Source organism: Paraburkholderia sp. J8-2 (assembly GCF_905220195.1).
GTDB lineage: Bacteria > Pseudomonadota > Gammaproteobacteria > Burkholderiales > Burkholderiaceae > Paraburkholderia.
The window spans coordinates 19,094-34,588 of sequence record NZ_CAJMZA010000024.1 but is presented as its reverse complement, the minus strand read 5'-3'; the positions used below and the strand labels follow the sequence as shown (position 1 = coordinate 34,588).

General features: G+C 57.0%; 12 protein-coding genes. 6 read left to right on the top strand and 6 right to left on the bottom strand.

Annotated elements, in window-relative coordinates; all coding sequences use genetic code 11:
- Positions 1 to 40: 40 nt before the first annotated feature.
- From U5A52_RS32630 to U5A52_RS32620, 3 genes are all read right to left on the bottom strand, one after another.
- On the bottom strand, positions 41 to 580 hold the full coding sequence (locus U5A52_RS32630) for an OsmC family protein (protein ID WP_321938015.1): 540 nt from the start codon (positions 578 to 580) through the stop codon (positions 41 to 43).
- A 216-nt stretch (positions 581 to 796) separates the two neighbouring features.
- Complete coding sequence (locus tag U5A52_RS32625) at positions 797 to 2,323, bottom strand: sigma-54 interaction domain-containing protein (protein WP_408585823.1); 1,527 nt, start codon at positions 2,321 to 2,323, stop codon at positions 797 to 799.
- Between the two features lie 104 nt (positions 2,324 to 2,427).
- On the bottom strand, positions 2,428 to 3,336 hold the full coding sequence (locus U5A52_RS32620) for a cupin domain-containing protein (protein WP_321890090.1): 909 nt from the start codon (positions 3,334 to 3,336) through the stop codon (positions 2,428 to 2,430).
- Positions 3,337 to 4,245: 909 nt separating this feature from the next.
- Here U5A52_RS32620 and U5A52_RS32615 point away from each other — a divergent pair.
- From U5A52_RS32615 to U5A52_RS32595, 5 genes are all read left to right on the top strand, one after another.
- Positions 4,246 to 4,824, top strand: coding sequence for a TetR/AcrR family transcriptional regulator (locus tag U5A52_RS32615; protein WP_321890091.1), 579 nt, complete (start codon positions 4,246 to 4,248; stop codon positions 4,822 to 4,824).
- Positions 4,825 to 4,912: 88 nt separating this feature from the next.
- Positions 4,913 to 5,683, top strand: a complete 771-nt coding sequence (locus U5A52_RS32610; protein ID WP_321938013.1) for an MBL fold metallo-hydrolase — start codon at positions 4,913 to 4,915, stop codon at positions 5,681 to 5,683.
- Between the two features lie 43 nt (positions 5,684 to 5,726).
- Positions 5,727 to 6,137, top strand: coding sequence for an ester cyclase (locus U5A52_RS32605; protein WP_321890093.1), 411 nt, complete (start codon positions 5,727 to 5,729; stop codon positions 6,135 to 6,137).
- Between the two features lie 208 nt (positions 6,138 to 6,345).
- Positions 6,346 to 7,377: a helix-turn-helix domain-containing protein gene (locus U5A52_RS32600; RefSeq protein ID WP_321938012.1), complete on the top strand. Its 1,032-nt coding sequence runs from the start codon at positions 6,346 to 6,348 to the stop codon at positions 7,375 to 7,377.
- 526 nt (positions 7,378 to 7,903) lie between these two features.
- Entirely contained in the window at positions 7,904 to 8,671 is a 768-nt protein-coding gene (locus U5A52_RS32595; RefSeq protein ID WP_321938010.1) for an OmpW/AlkL family protein, read from the top strand.
- Positions 8,672 to 9,444: 773 nt separating this feature from the next.
- Here the strand turns inward: U5A52_RS32595 and U5A52_RS32590 are convergent.
- The 3 genes from U5A52_RS32590 to U5A52_RS32580 form a co-directional block, all read right to left on the bottom strand.
- Entirely contained in the window at positions 9,445 to 10,674 is a 1,230-nt protein-coding gene (locus tag U5A52_RS32590; protein WP_321938008.1) for a helix-turn-helix domain-containing protein, read from the bottom strand.
- 836 nt (positions 10,675 to 11,510) lie between these two features.
- The gene (locus U5A52_RS32585) at positions 11,511 to 12,980 is read right to left on the bottom strand and encodes a benzaldehyde dehydrogenase (RefSeq protein WP_321890097.1); all 1,470 of its coding nucleotides are present in this window, start codon (positions 12,978 to 12,980) and stop codon (positions 11,511 to 11,513) included.
- Positions 12,981 to 14,047: 1,067 nt separating this feature from the next.
- The gene (locus U5A52_RS32580; protein WP_321890098.1) at positions 14,048 to 14,608 is read right to left on the bottom strand and encodes an FMN-dependent NADH-azoreductase; all 561 of its coding nucleotides are present in this window, start codon (positions 14,606 to 14,608) and stop codon (positions 14,048 to 14,050) included.
- Positions 14,609 to 14,689: 81 nt separating this feature from the next.
- Here U5A52_RS32580 and U5A52_RS32575 point away from each other — a divergent pair, with 81 nt between their 5' ends.
- Positions 14,690 to 15,109 (top strand): helix-turn-helix domain-containing protein, encoded by a 420-nt coding sequence (locus U5A52_RS32575; protein WP_321890099.1) that lies wholly within the window; start codon positions 14,690 to 14,692, stop codon positions 15,107 to 15,109.
- Positions 15,110 to 15,495: the final 386 nt, after the last annotated feature.

The following is a 15,495-nucleotide window of genomic DNA, read 5'->3' as shown; positions in this document are numbered from 1 at the left end:
CGATACTCCCGTTTATCAGAGTGATGGAGCGTGCTGCGGCTTAGTCAGCGAGCGCGATGCTGAACGGGACGGGATTGCGCATCGTGTTGGCGACGGGCGAAAAGTAGTTTGCGTGCTTGACGATATCGTCGAGTTCCTCACGCGTGGCATCGCCTTCGATGAGGACCTTTACGCGAATCGCCTGGAAGCCCATTTGCGCAGGCTGACGTTCGGCGCCGCCGGCGCCCCACGCGGCGGTATTGCCAATATCGGCTTCGAGGAAGACTTCTAGGCGCGAAAGTTTGACTTCGCGGTAGGTTGCAACGGCTGTGATGCCGACACTCAGGCAACCACCCAGTGCGGACAATGCGATCTCACCCGGAGCGGGGACTGTGTTTTCGCCGAAAAGGTGGACCGGCTCATCCACGACGACCGGGTTGTGCGTGCCCACATAGCTCCACGAGCGGAACTGCCCCTGCATTACCGTGTGGACCTTGTTGCTGCCCTTACGCTCGGGGTTCTCACGGCCAGCTGCGGCAAATTTCAGAAGGCCCTCGCGGTCGATGGGGCGCAGGTGGGTGGTGACGGTTTCGGTACTCAAGGTATTTCTCCTGGTAACAGACGTGCCATAAAAGCCGGATAAAACGATCTGCGTGATCGCACATCAGACTAAGCAACGACCGTGCCAAGACACAAGAACCCCTTTACTGCTTTGTATTTGTTGTGTTTTTCGTCACCACCCGCCCGACCAGCCAGTTCGCATCAAATACCAGATTGTTTACAATGTCGACATTTTGTCGAACATTGTCATCTCACCCTAACTGCAGATTTTCTGCCAGCGATACGAAAACTGGCGTGTCGTCAAACCTAGCAGTTGCGCTGCGCGCGACTTGTTACCGCCAGCCGTCCGCAACGCTTGTCGAAGTTCGTCAGCAGAGTGCGAGTCGTTCGCCATGTACTGGCGCACTCCTTCCGGGACTTGAATTCTCGCCTGCTGCGTCGACCTTGAGGTCTCCAGCGCTGGCACCAATTCAGCTGCGGGCATAAACCGTTCGACATCTTCCGAGTGAAGTATTGGCTTGTCGGCGAGCAGCACGACGCGCTCGATGAAATTCGAAAGCTCCCGGATATTGCCTGGCCATTGATGATCCTCAAGCCTGGCAAGCGCGTCAGGCGCAAGATTGACGTTGCGTTGGTTTGCCTGGTTTGTACGGCTAAGAAAGTGCAAAGCCAAAGGTCGAATGTCGCCTTTGCGCTCTGCTAACGACGGCAGACGAATAGGAATAACGTTGAGTCTGTAATAGAGATCCTGTCGAAACATGCCGTTGGCAACATCTATCTCCAGGCTTCTGTTGGTCGCGGCAACAAGCCTGACGTCCACCTTGATTTCCCGCTTTCCCCCAAGCCTAGTTATTGTGCCTTCCTGCAATGTGCGAAGCAGCTTTCCTTGCAACGCGAGCGGCAGTTCACCAATTTCGTCAAGGAATATAGTGCCCGAAGTCGCCTGTTCGAAAAGTCCCTCTCGCACACCCGTAGCCCCCGTAAACGCACCACGTTCGTAGCCAAACAATTCGGACTCGAAAAGCGAGTCGGGAATTGCCGCACAGTTCACCTTTATGAACGGCTTGTCACTCCGTTGGCCGGACAGGTGCAGAGCTCTGGCGAATAACTCCTTGCCCGTTCCAGATTCACCAAGCAGCAAGACGCTCGCTGAAGCATCCGAGACCCGCTCCAACTCCGAGATGGCCCTCAACAGTGCAGGCGAGGTGCCCACGATTCCGTACTTTGCACTCTCATGCTCGAGCGCGTGCATCAACATTTCGTTCTGCTCCTCAAGCGCCCGCGTTCTCGCCCTCATCATCGAATCAAGATGGAGAAGATGTCCGGCCAGTGTCGCCAGGATCCGCAAAATAGAAACGTCGCTCGATAGAGCGCGATTCCGGGCGCGAATTCGATGGCACGCAAGAACGCCTACACTGCGGTCCTCTATCCGGATCGGCAGAGCAATAAATGAAACGGGGCCAGGCGGAAGGCGATCCCGTGGAACAGCTCGCGCGAGGAAAACGTCGTCCCGATCGATATCCTGTACGATGACTAACTGACCGTGGCGCAGCACATGCCCCGTTATTCCTTCGCCAATCTTGTAGCACCCCCGTTCTATTTCGTCGGGCTTGAGGCCATACGCATAGCGGATTCTGCAACTGTCAGTCGCTTCATCCATGAGCACAATACGCCCCCTGTTCAGCCCAAGGAGCTCAGACATAAGATGGAGCGTTTCACGTAGGACTATGTCCGTCGAAAGACTTTTCCCCACAAGACTCATGATTTGCTGGAGAAGGAGCATCTCCTGCTCCCTCCAAAATCCGGGCGAATCGCTTTCACTGTGCGGGGAATTCATCTAGCTACCCTTTCTCAAGACACGTGCCTTCATTGATATCTACTCGTACATCAAACATATTCGCCGGACGAACTCTTCAACCGACTACCACCCCATATTCTCCAGCTCGATACGTCGAACCCCGATTTATTGATAAGTAGTTTTTCAAAAAGCTCAACATCATTGCAACCCACCCTCGACGCCACCTTACCTACATCATCGGATTCCAATAACATTTTCATCGCCGACACGATACGTATCCCACCCAGAAAATCAGATACAGATTCTCCAGTGAAGGACATGAACAATTCGAGGAAAGCACTCTCGTGGATTTGACAGACAAGGGCAAGTTCGCGAGCCGTCCAATCATGCGACGGGTTGGAGAACATGTGATCGAACGCCGGCTCGAGGTACCCCTCCTCGCAGGCCCGACCACCCCCGGAAAGCTGGTTCGCCAGTTCGCAACGCAACGTCATGAAAAAGAGCGCTGATGCGAGATTGCCTGCGAAATAGGAACCACCCGTCTCTGGATGGCAGGCTTCGTCCAAGATAAGTGCAATAAGGCGAGAAAGGCGCAATTGCGGTGTACTTTTCCCCTGCACGCTAAAGACCAAGATTGAGGGCAGGCAGCGACGCAGAAGTACGAGATAAAGCGACGATACGAAGAACCTGCCGCTAAGTACCTCCGTCGACCGAGATTCAATCTCTAAGCTCCGTTCAGGAGCATCCCGGGCGGTTAATGGCTCCAATCGGTGCCCGCAGTCATCGACCATCACCGCAATGTCGCCAGCGACCATTGAACGACAACGTCCTGCCGCGTCAACGACACGCACGCCCCCCTGGACGACATAATGCCAACTGAGTTCCGGCACATTGCAGTATTCATTGACTTCGATCTGTGCGAATTTCGTGATTGAACGACGTAAATCGCACACACCGCGCACATGCATCACATCCAAGAGATGAGCTAAAAATCTCATTTGATCACCAAAGCTTAGGGACACCTGGCCGACATGTCCAGTATTTAGGGCTAGACGCCCCGCGCAGCGCACTGCAGCACCTGCGGCGCGCGATCGAGCAAAATTAAGCAATTGTTATGCCAACATAGTATCTATCTGACAGACCAGACAACGTGCTTTAGGCCATTGGCAGCCTGAACATGCGTAGCTCCCCACAGCAAATGGTGTCGTATTTCGCCCGGCCGTGCAGGCGGCCCACAGACTCGCTCGCTGCGAGAATGCAGGCGGTTTGGCCGACCGCTCCATGGAAATGATGTCGACGATGTTTGTATTCAGGAGGAAGATCAGCCTCCGACATGCATCAGCTCGCGAATTCCAGTACGCTCTTTGAATAGAACGGCGTGATGCAACAAGCACACTTCAGGATCGCGTCGGCATGGGTGAAGGTTGCAACCTTTTGAGTGGAGCAACGCTCAACCCGGAAGCGATGCGCTACAGGTCTTCCTCACACTTCGTGACTCTTTGAGTCCTGAAGGCCCAACAGTGGACGGTCGCATCAGTGAGCGTTCATGTCGATGCTCCGTCGCCGGTCCGCTTCGATCTCCTCCCACACACGCCCTCCAGCACCGCCCTCCTAAGCGCAACTGATCCTGTACCACATTCGCATCTGCGGCGGATATGCGACGGGTCTTTCGTTCGGGGCGGCTCACGAAGGCAGGGCACCCATACCTGCCGCAAACGCGAAACGGCACACCCCCGTGTGTTTCCAACGGGGGACGTTAAAGACCCCCGAACGCCAGCCCGTTTGGCGTCAGAACAGCACAAACTCTCCCGACGAGGACTCCGGTCGGTCTGATTGACATTCCGTAACGGATGTTCCATAATAGCACCTACTGCGAGACGTAACCGCAATTCAAGCGAGGGGAGTGTATGGCGCGGCCACGGGAGTTCGATGCCGCAGAAGTTTTGCACAAAGCGATGGGGGTTTTCTGGCAGAAGGGCTATGAGAGCACTTCAGTCGTTGATTTGGTAGATGCGACCGGCCTCGGAAAAAGCAGCCTCTATGGAGCATTTGGCGGAAAACACGAGCTCTTTCTGGCCGCATTCGACGCGTACCGAAACGACCGCGTTCGCGACATGCGCAACATTCTTGAGCATGGACCGGCACGCCACTCCATCGAGACGTTTTTTCGCATGATCGTCACGGACGCCCACTCACCGCAGTTTTCAAATGGATGCATGAGCATCAATCAAGCGGTTGAGATGGCTCCGCGCGACCCTGAGGTCCGGCAGCGCGTGCAGGATGATTTTCAGCATATCGAGGACGCGCTGAGACGTGCGATAGAGCGCGGTAAAAGAGATGGCTCGGTAAAGTCCTCAAAGCCCGCGCGAGACATTGCTCAGCTGCTCGTCGTGGCATTCCCAGGGCTTCAGGTAATGGTCCGCGCTGGTTACGATAACAAGCGGCTGAACGATGCTTTAAGGCTGTTGTTCTCGAATCTCGATTGAAGACGTGCATGCTTTTATGCGTGCACTTTTTTTCCTTTGTTATGTAACGATCGTTCCGTAACATTCTCTCCACCACAAGGAGCTCCCCATGAAGATCCAGCAAATCCGCAATGCAACCGTCATCGTGGAATTCGCCAACACGAGGTTCCTGGTCGATCCCGTACTCTCCCCGAAAGGCACTTACCCCGGATTCGAAGGCACTGCGAACAGTCATCTCTTTTGGCCAACGGTGGAGTTGCCCATCTCTGTCGAGCAGATCCTCGACGTGGACGCCATCATCGTTACCCACACGCATCTGGATCACTGGGACGACGGCGCCAAATCCTTGATCCCGAAGAACTTGCCGATTTTCGTCCAACATGAAGAAGATGCTGAAATTGTGAAAGCATCAGGGTTTTCTGATGTTCGCTTGCTGACGGAAGACTCGTCATTCAACGGGCTGACGCTCATCAAGACTCCCGGTCAACACGGGTCGGACGAAGCAATTCACGCCATTGGTGATCTGCTGGGTCAGGTGAGTGGCGTCGTTTTCAAGCATCCGTCAGAAAAAACGCTGTATCTGGCCGGCGACACGGTGTGGAATAAATATGTCGAAAGGTGCGTAGAAACCTATCAGCCCGATGCCATCATCCTAAATAGCGGTGATGCCCAAGTCCCTGGTCTCGGTTCGATCATCATGGGTAAAGAGGACGTCTATAAGGTCCATCAGGCAGCGCCCCACGCCACTCTGATTGCAACTCACATGGAAGCAGTCAACCATGCTCTGTTGACACGCAAAGAACTGCGCGAATTCTCGGCAGAGAAAGATATGGTTAACCACCTGCTCGTCCCGGAAGACGGCGAGGTTTGCGTCCTCTAAACCGCGGGCAAAACTCCTCAAATCATTTAGAAGGATCAATATCATGTCTGTTGAAGCGAACAAGGATCTTGTCCGTAAATTCTACGCTGCACTCCAGCGTGAGGACTATGCCGCCGCCGCCGAACTCTGCCATCCGAACTTCGTGTTCTACACGCAGGTTGATACGCCAATCTACGGTACTGACGGCTTCGTCCAGTCGGAGAAAAAGAACTTCGACGCCTTCAATGGTTTCCGGTTTCCGATTGAGGCTTTGCTTGCCGAAGGTGACCAAGTCGCCGCCTATTTGACGTTCGAGGGCAAACAATCGGGACAGATCGAAGGTGTAGAACCTACTGGCAAGACCGTGCGATTCTCACTGATGATGCTTCTGAAAGTTGCCGACGGAAAAATCATCGAGAAACGGGCACATTTCGATCGACTCGACATTCGTCGACAATTGGGCGCGCAGGTCTAATGCCCCATCGCTAAAGATAACCGGGTGTCGTGCCCCCCCTGACTCGTTGCCGGGGGCAGTCAGAAGCACGATAGGCCTGCGGGAGGAGGGGTGCTCGCGCACCACTTCCCGCCCGGGTGGCATCCGAGACGCAACCGAGTGGGCCACACCAGAAATCTCTTCAAGAATACGGATAGCTACGAAATCCGACGAATGAGGCACAGAAACCATGAGGCGTTCATTTACGACATCGGAGTTCGCGCCCAGTGATCGTCTTGCCGCATGGGAAAGGTGGATCACGGACTATTGCGCACCAATGTCAATGTCAACTGCGAATGTGCAACGGCAGCATTTTGAAGCACGGGTTGACATGATAGATGATGGTCCACTCTGCATTTCACACCTCCAGGCGACCGACCATGTAGCAAATCATCGCCAAGGTCTTTCGGAAGGCAAGGATGGGGAGCACGTTCTCTTGTCCGTGCAATTGAGCGGAATCAGCACAATTCTCCAAGATGGCCGCACTGCCCAGCTCGGTCCGAATGACATGGTGATATACGACGCCTCCCGTCCGTTCATATGGAACTTCTCCGGTCAGCAATACACAGTGCGCTTCCGTCGCGCACTTTTGTCGTCTCGCGGACCTTGCGATCGTAGACATACCGCCATTCGGGTGCCTGCACAGAGCGGTCTCGGGCGCATCGCAGTCGAACACGTCAGTACCATCTATCGTGAGTTCGGCCACATTCGACGCTCCCCAACAGTTATCGAACACCTTTGCGGCACTACCGCCGATCTCATTTCGACAGCACTGTCCGAATATTTCAACACGTCTCCGGTACTCGTGTCGGACGTTCGGGAAATGCATTTGCGCCGCGCTCACGTCTTCATCTCCGAGAATCTTCGCGACCCGGCTCTGCGCCCATCCCAAGTCGCAGCCGCGCTCGGTATATCGCAACGTTATTTGTATCGAATATTTGCTAATAGCGACAAATCTATCAGCGATCTTATCCTCCATAAGCGTCTCGATGGCTGTGCGAATTGGCTTGCCCAACCAGCTTGGCATCATCGATCAATCACCGATATCGCCATGAGTTGGGGATTCAACAACGCTGCTCACTTCAGCAGACTCTTTCGACATCACTTCGGAATGTCGGCACGCGAGTACCGGACGTTAGGATTGAACACTGGCGACAACTCAACTACATGCGCAGAGTCAATAGCAAATAAGATCAATATTCAATCGCGCGAACTAGCGTGAACACTCGAAAGGAGAGCCGCCGGACTTTGGGCGGCGCGTTTCAGCTCGCGATCTTGATTGCTAAAGATCGGTTGACTGGCTCGCGGTCTTGCACCGTGATATCGGCATGCCGCGGACAACGCGCGAAGCGCCCGCCTCGATTCTACTATTACACAAAAGTCGCTTGAAGAGCCATGGTGAATTTGCGTTGCGTCACCGAGCAAGCGATTTACGATAAGCCGCCAAGATATCGAACGCTTCAATTGAGTGCCACTTAGCACTCTCTTTCCGCGAGTGAGCAGACCAGATTTAGCCGCCAGCATGGCACAAAACATCAACAATCTGGTCCCTTCCAGACAAGACAGCACGAAATTGGTCGTCGACACTGCATTCGCCGTGACGAAAATCATAGTCACGTCCACATGCTCTCTCGAATATTGGCTGCGCTTTTCGAAATATCTGGGGCAATCGACAATGTAGACAGAAGAATCAAAAGACCCACAACTGCCAAATGGTTTGAATCAATCGATGGGTATCGGAGACAAGTATGCTAAAGCGTTTCAATATGAGCATCCCGGCAATGGTGCTCGCAATGTCGGCCTCGCCGATGGCATTCTCGCAAAGCGTGGGGAGCTTTGTCGCGTCGCTAGGTCCGGCGTGGATTGACTTCGGAAGATCACATGCTACGGAACTTCAAAGTCAGTCGCCGTTTGGAACCTACACGTCAGCAGGAACAGATGCGCAAGTACACAATGTCGTCACCCCCGAGCTAACGCTTTCCTATTTCGTGACGGATAACATCGCCCTCGAAGCGATTCTGGGCGTGCCGCCAAAACTGAACCTATACGCGCAAGGCAACGTAGCTCCTCTGGGTTCGGGCGGGCCGGCACTTCCAATGGGTGATCTACACCCTTTCGCAACGGCCCGAGCATGGGCACCGATTCTTCTTGCCAAGTACTTCTTCGGTGCCGCTAACAACCGGTTTCGCGCCTTCATCGCTGCAGGCGTGAACTACACCTGGTTTTCCGCAGTCCAGTTGAACCCGAACATTGCTGGCGTGCTGACCCAGTTTGGCGGCCCGGGTGGGCATGCAGAAGGGTCGCTGAGCAATTCGTGGAATCCGGTTTTCTCCCTTGGTGCGTCATATCAGATCTCCGATCGCTGGTATATGACTGCGTCCGCGACCTATCTTCCGCTTGTAACGCATGCACACTTTAATGCTGTATCTCAGTCCGGTCAGACAACCCTGACAAACTCAAGCAAGATCACAGGTGACCCTATCGCGGTTTTCGTCGGTATTGGCTATCGCTTCTGAGGCCGGAACGGGAATGCTGGCAGTGAGTGGCAATAACTCGCGAGGATGCGCTGCGGATAGCGCCGCGAACTTCAATAAGTGCCTCGTTGATAATTTGCTCGCCGTTGCCGGCACCCCCGAGGGCCTCACACCTTCCAAACTGCAAAAACGGCGCGGGAAATATGCGACTTCCGAAGAGCCGAGCAGAACGAAGACCTGTGCCACCGTTATTGGCATATGGACGAGGCTACGCTCGCGTAGAGAGGTCGCTTGTGACGGCCGGTCCTGACGCTTACTGTCCCACGGCCCAGTGCTCGCGGCAATACCGAGCATCCAGTCAGGTGAATGCTGAGTGTGACCCGGTTGCGCATGCCGCGGAAGCCACTGCTCCACAGCGCGTTCGCGTTGCTGCCGGCCTACCCAGACGGTGCGCCGGTCAGGTCGCGGCTCAAGAAATCGCGGCCGAGCGCCGAAGTCACATACTCACGGTCGATACGCGCGCAAAGCGAATCAATGGATGCCGGAGCCACACGTCGCGCTAGCCTGTCCGCGCATCGGCGTCCAAGCTAGGGCCCGCTCTGTTCTTTTGCTGTGTCAGTTCCAGCGTCAGTCGAGTGGCACGCGCAATGCAAGAGCCGATCGACGAAACACTTCACGAATACGCGTAGTGACAAATCATGCGCTCAGGGTGGCCCCCTCTCATGCTGCGATCGGACCGCCTGCCTTTGATTGCACTTGAAGCGCCGCCGCGACGCAGTGGAGAGCCCGCCCTTTGGCTGGAAGCGTGGTTTCGATTAGCGTTTATCACCGGGTAGAGAGCTTGCTCCGTCTTCGGCTTCCCTAGCCGGCATCCCGATCTCGTGTAGCTGTCGCAGCCGCGCGTAAACAGTAGTACGCGAGATCTGCAATTGGCGCGCCACCGCGGCGACGTTACCGTTGTGATCCCGCATGGCATCCTGGATCGCAACGAACATCTGCTCTTCGAGGCTTGCTCCGATTCTCTGCGCACCTCGCGGCGCGCCGCCGAAATGTTTTGGTTCTCCCTCGCCCCCTCCCACCTCTAAATCCGTAGTCATGCGGCGCGCCGTGCTGCGATTGAGTGGTGCGCGCGCGTAGTGGACCCACAGGCGACTGCCATCTGCGCGCGAGATGCGTTGAGGGCCTTGCTGCGGCCTAAGTACGCGGGCCAGCAGAGCCGGTGGCGCTTCGTCGAACAAGTCGCGCAACGTTAGCCGACTTACAGATGCGTCATGCGGTAACGACAGGATACGACGAGCCATGCGGCTTACAGCCCGCAGTTGGCCGTCCTCCTCGACCGCGAGCACACCTGCGAGCGGAGTGGCGAGCCAGCGAGGGTCGTGCTGCACACGCAGCAGATGGCAACCGCGCAACGTCCCGAACAGGCGTTGTTCAGCAGCGAGCGCGGCGATCCGAAACTGCTCCTTCATTTGCGCGAAATCGCGCTGCCCCGTACCAGTAATATCAAGTGCGCCGACTACCTCACCGTGTAGCCCAAAAAGCGGCACCGCAAGACACGAGACGCGCTCGAACTCGTTGAGGTAGTGTTGGCCGCCGGTTACCGTCGCTTCGGTACCGTCATGCAACGCGCAGCTTGGTGCGGTTGTGCCGATGTGGGATTCCAGAATACGCCGGCCTGCAACAATCGGCAGGATCAGCTGGTCGCCACAACCGGCACTCCGTCGTGCGTGAATCACAGTGCCCTTTGGATTCACGCAGAAAATGGTCCAGTCATCGCCACCAAACGCGTCCCAAAGCTGCTCGATTTCATCGACGATACAGCTGTACAGACGGCGGTCGTCAGGTGTTTCACGTACACTGCGTGTACCAATAAGCAACTCATATTCTGGCGCCTGCCAAGGCACTACGCCGGCGTCGCGCGAGCGCGCCCATGAACGCGCCACGGGCTCGGGGAGCAAATTCGGCGTCAAAACATCGGGCAATTGCTCGCCGCCGCCAAAACGCTCACGGGCTGAATGCAGTTGCGCGAGCGTATTGTCGTTCACGGACTCGGGCGCAGACGTGCGATTCATTCGGGGTCCCGTCATGGCGTTGGTTGAAAGTAGAAGATCGGTGGCGATGCGTTGTCAGCCTGAAATAACGAGTGACGCCACGCCCTTTTTTGTGGTGCCACGCCAACCGTCAGGCTCCTTGGCGTGCGCAGGACGCTTCGATCACCAGAGACTCAAGGATACCGCAGCTCAAGGGAACCAGAGGCACTGCTGACAAACGCGCCAGTCGTACCCCGGCTCGCACATACCTTAGGATGACCGTTCGATTCCAGCGGCAATTCCAGGCCTGTGCCAGTGAGACCACAGAAGGCCTCAACAATGTCGACTGCCGCGCAGTTGACGGTGCGCATTGCGCCCAGTCCCTTCGCGAGTCTAAGCCGCGAAGGAGCCGCGACGATTGTCGTCGTGCACCACGCGTGCCGTCACCACGGCAGAAAGCCTCCCAGCGCCCGCGCCGGTCGAGATGCCCCATTCAGCGGCATGCGATGACCGGATGCGCCATAGATCAGCGGGACGTGATCTCAAGGCTTGAGGTTCCTCTCGTTCGTGCCGCCTTGCTCGACGACACCCGTACCTTCGCGCCCCAACGCAGGGTAACGGCGCCGGATAGTATCTGTCGTGCACGATCAAGTCCGTAGGCCACAGGTCCGTGGCGACCACACGCACGAGAACCTAAACGTCCTTCCGCCCGCGCAAACAGGCCATCTGGATCCAAGCGGCTCCCCTTTTAAGTGCAACTGCGGCCGTTACACCGCGGCCTGCAGTTGCCACTCATGCCGTCACTCCGCGAACCGTCGATGTGCTTCGTACCGCTCCAGCACCCGTACCGGTCAGATGGGATAGAGCGGCGCTTCGCCCTTCAAGGTGAGCCACTGCCACTGCGTGAATTCTTCCCAGTTGGCCGGCCCACCAACGCTAGTACCATTTCCAGACGCGCCCACCCCACCGAATGGGTTAATGACCTCGTCGTTGACGGTCTGGTCATTGATGTGCAGGAGACCCGTGCGCAGGCGTTCGCCCATGCGCAGCGCACGACCTACATCGGACGTTACGATGGCCATGGAAAGCCCATATTCGGTGTTGTTGGCGAGCGCGATGGCTTCTTCGTCGGTGTCGAAGGGCACAACCACTGCGACCGGCCCGAAGATTTCTTCGTTGAACGCCGGATTCTGCGCCGTCACGCCGCTCAGCACGGTCGCTTCGAAGAACAGATCGCGGAAGTCGCCACCCGTCTCGATGCGCGCCCCCGCGTCTGTCGCGGCGGCGAGCACGCGCGCGATGTGATCTCGCTGCCCCGCATTGATGATGGGGCCGAGCGCGACATCATCGGTAGCGGGATCGCCGACCGTGAGGCTCGCCGCTTTCGCGACGAGCTTTTCCACGAATCGGTCGTAAATCTTGCGCTGCACGAGCACACGACCCGTCGCCATGCAGATCTGGCCCTGATGCAGGTACGCACCCCATGCCGTGTTGGCGACGGCGAGATCGAGGTCGGCGTCATCGAGAACTATCAGCGAGTTCTTGCCGCCGAGTTCAAGCGAAACCTTCTTCAGGTGTCGTCCCGCTGCCTCGCCGACTTTGCGGCCTGCGTTCGTCGACCCCGTGAACTGGATCATCGCAATGTGAGGATCGCTCGTAAGCGCCGCGCCCGCCGCGCCATCGCCGGGCAGCACGTGGAGCACGCCCGCCGGCAGGCCAGCGAGCTCGAACAGCCGTGCAATTACAAAGCCGCCGCAGACTGAAGTGCGCGGATCTGGTTTGAGCACGACGGCGTTGCCGAGTGCAAGTGCCGGCGCCACTGCGCGCATCGCCAAATAGAGCGGAAAGTTGAACGGCGAGATGACGCCGACCACACCCAACGGACGACGGCGCGCGAGCGAGAGGCGGCCGGGTACCGAAGGCAGGACCTCGCCCGCGGAGCGGGACGGCAATGCGCTGGCCTCGTGCAGCGCCTTCACCGTCACCATAGTCTCAAAACCAGCTTTTGTACGCGTCGATCCGCTTTCTCGGACGATCCAGCCGGCAATTTCGTCAAACGCATCTTCGGCGAGACGCGCGGCGCGACGCACCACCGCAGCGCGCTCGTCATAGGGCAGCGCAGCCCAAGCCTGCTGCGCCTCGAACGCAGCCTTCGACGATGCGCCCACGAGTTCGGCGTCAGCCATACCGATGCTTGCAAGGCGATTACCGGTGGCGGGTTCGAACACGTCGGCAACCGAAGTGCCGTCCTGCCATACGCCTGTGAAGAGGCGTCGATGCCAGTTGTCGTTGTCGAGAAGGCGTGCGGAAGTAACGGTCATGCTGAGTCCTTTCTGTATTTGGCGAAAGCCGTGTTGGAGTACGTCAACGATGCTTGCCGACGTACGGATGCAGGCACGCTACCTAAAGAAGGGTGAGCGCCGCCATCGGGAATTGTTCGCGCCCCCAGATTGTCCGTATCTACAGCGTCAGGCTCAGAAAAGCGTTCAGCTATTGAACAGTGAGCGAATGGAGGCGCGCTGCGTGAACGCGCAGACGAAGCAGGAGCGTGTGGAAGTCAGGATTGCGAGTCCGGGGCAATTCGGGGCCGCGGCGAGTGCGCGTCAGAACAGGATCTGTGCCTTTGTGTCAGTTTGAGACGATTCATATGTCGTTCCCAACGCCGCAAAACGTGATTTGCGGTCCTCGAACTTACGCACAATCATGGTTGAGGAACACGCGCTAAGTGTGAGTAGACCACGTAGTAAACGACCGACACCGCAGTAGGCATTTCGCGGTTCGTGGCAGCAACATCGACAGATGAAAAGGGCACGGGCATGCACACAGAAACATCGATCAAGCATGACGAGGCCTTCTCGCATACGGGGCAAATGCCTGTTTCGACGACCGGCGTCTCGAGAATCACCATGTACTGCAACGCGGCATTTGTCGCCGGAAACGATTATTCTCGTCACGAGCTGCTCGGGCGGCCCCACGACATTGTCCGTCGCCCCAAGATGCCCGCTGAAGGACATCGGCATGTTGAAGAACGGTGCAAAGGATGGCCTCCACGCGATCCAAGCGCGTAATTTATCGAATATCGAGGCGAGTCCTGTGGTTACGTATCTGTCCTTCTGAGCACGGCCTTCCCGAGAACAGGCATTGCTTACCTAGACACTGTGTTCGGCCTTGCGAAATGTGTGCAAGCACGGTCGGCTAAAGATAAGCGGTAGTTGAAAGGCGGCGACCAGTCGGACCGAGGTGGTTGCTAGATGACGCCCACCCAAATCGGTGGGCACCTATTAATGTGAGAGTCCCAGAGCCACTGGTGGTCAAGTCCGGCTGCAATGGCAACGAACAGCACTCATCCTGCCGTGCAGGATCTGCGAGCCGAGTAGAGCGTTGGAACTCATTCTGCCTCCAGTGCCGACGCGGCAGCCAGTGCAGCCTCTAGCGCACGATGGCGCAGTTCGTCCCCCATTGCCGTCCCCTCGGCACGGATGAATTCCAAGTCCGATATGCCCAAGAACGCGAAGTAGCTTTGCAGATGGCTTTCCTGGTGATCCATGGCCGCAATCGGAGAAGGCGCTGTGTAGAAGCCGCCGCGGGTGGAGGCAACAATGATGCGCTTACCACCGCACAGGCCGCCCTGCACACCGGTCTCAGTGTAGTAAAAGGTTCTTCCAGCCACGACCAATCGGTCCATCCAGGCTTTCAACTGGCTGGGAACTCCCAGGTTGTACATCGGTGCACCGATCACCACGACATCTGCGGCCAAGAACTCTTCAAGCGTCCCGCTTTCGGCGGCGGGGGCAACGGCTAGGTGCTCCACCGGCTCGGCGGCCAGGTCATGGTAGATCACGACAGCGTCGGGATTGGCGTCTCGCAGGCGGCGGACGATGGCCGCGGTCAATTGGCGGCTCACGGACTGTTGACCGGCGATGCTGGAATCAATATGCAGAAGCTTCATGGGCTAATCCTGTAAGTAACGAACAAAATGTTCGTGCCGTCATGTTAGATTCGACGAGGAATTGCACAAGGAGGCACTTTTATGAGCGATACGAACACAGATGTTCGCGGCCACGAGCACCCGGTCTGTGCCTCGGTCGTAGATGTTTTGGCTCGAATTGGCGACAAATGGACGGTCATGGTCGTAGGTACGCTGAGCGAAGGTCCGCTGCGATATAACGAGCTCCAGCGTCAGGTGGGCCGCATTTCACAGCGGATGCTGACGCTTACCCTCAAGGCACTAGAGCAGGATGGGTTGGTGAGCCGAACCATGTACTCGAGCATTCCGCCGCGCGTGGACTACGAGCTGACGGACTTGGGCCGCAGCCTTATGGAGCCGCTGCACACGCTGTACGAATGGGCGAAAGAGCACGGTGATGAGATGGCCGCGGCGCGGGATACATACGAAGCAAAGTCTGCGGAGCGCGCTGCCGTGCACGCGGCGCGGTTCTCGCCGAAATAGTGCGGGAAACGATATGCCGAAAATCTAAATTTCTTTAGCCGTGTATGGTAAAGCGTCAACACTCGGGAATCGAACAAGGATTTCGACGCTCAATGGCTGGTCTGACGCCGCCGCACCAGGTGGCGGCCGGGCGCCCCTGCCGAAGCGTCACGACCCGGCAGCAATCTGCGCGTGACTCGGGAACATCTGCAGTCGCTTACGCTTGCGTGCGCAACCATTCGACGATGGCCTTCATAGTTGAAGAGTGACGCACGCGATACATGTTCCAGGCCGAGAGCGCCACATAATAATTGGAGGGTGCTGGCCTCAAGAGGAGCCAGCGCAAGGAACACCAGAAGTCGACGTCGTTGGCTTGAGCGGACTCGATGAGCAAGTACGGATAGACT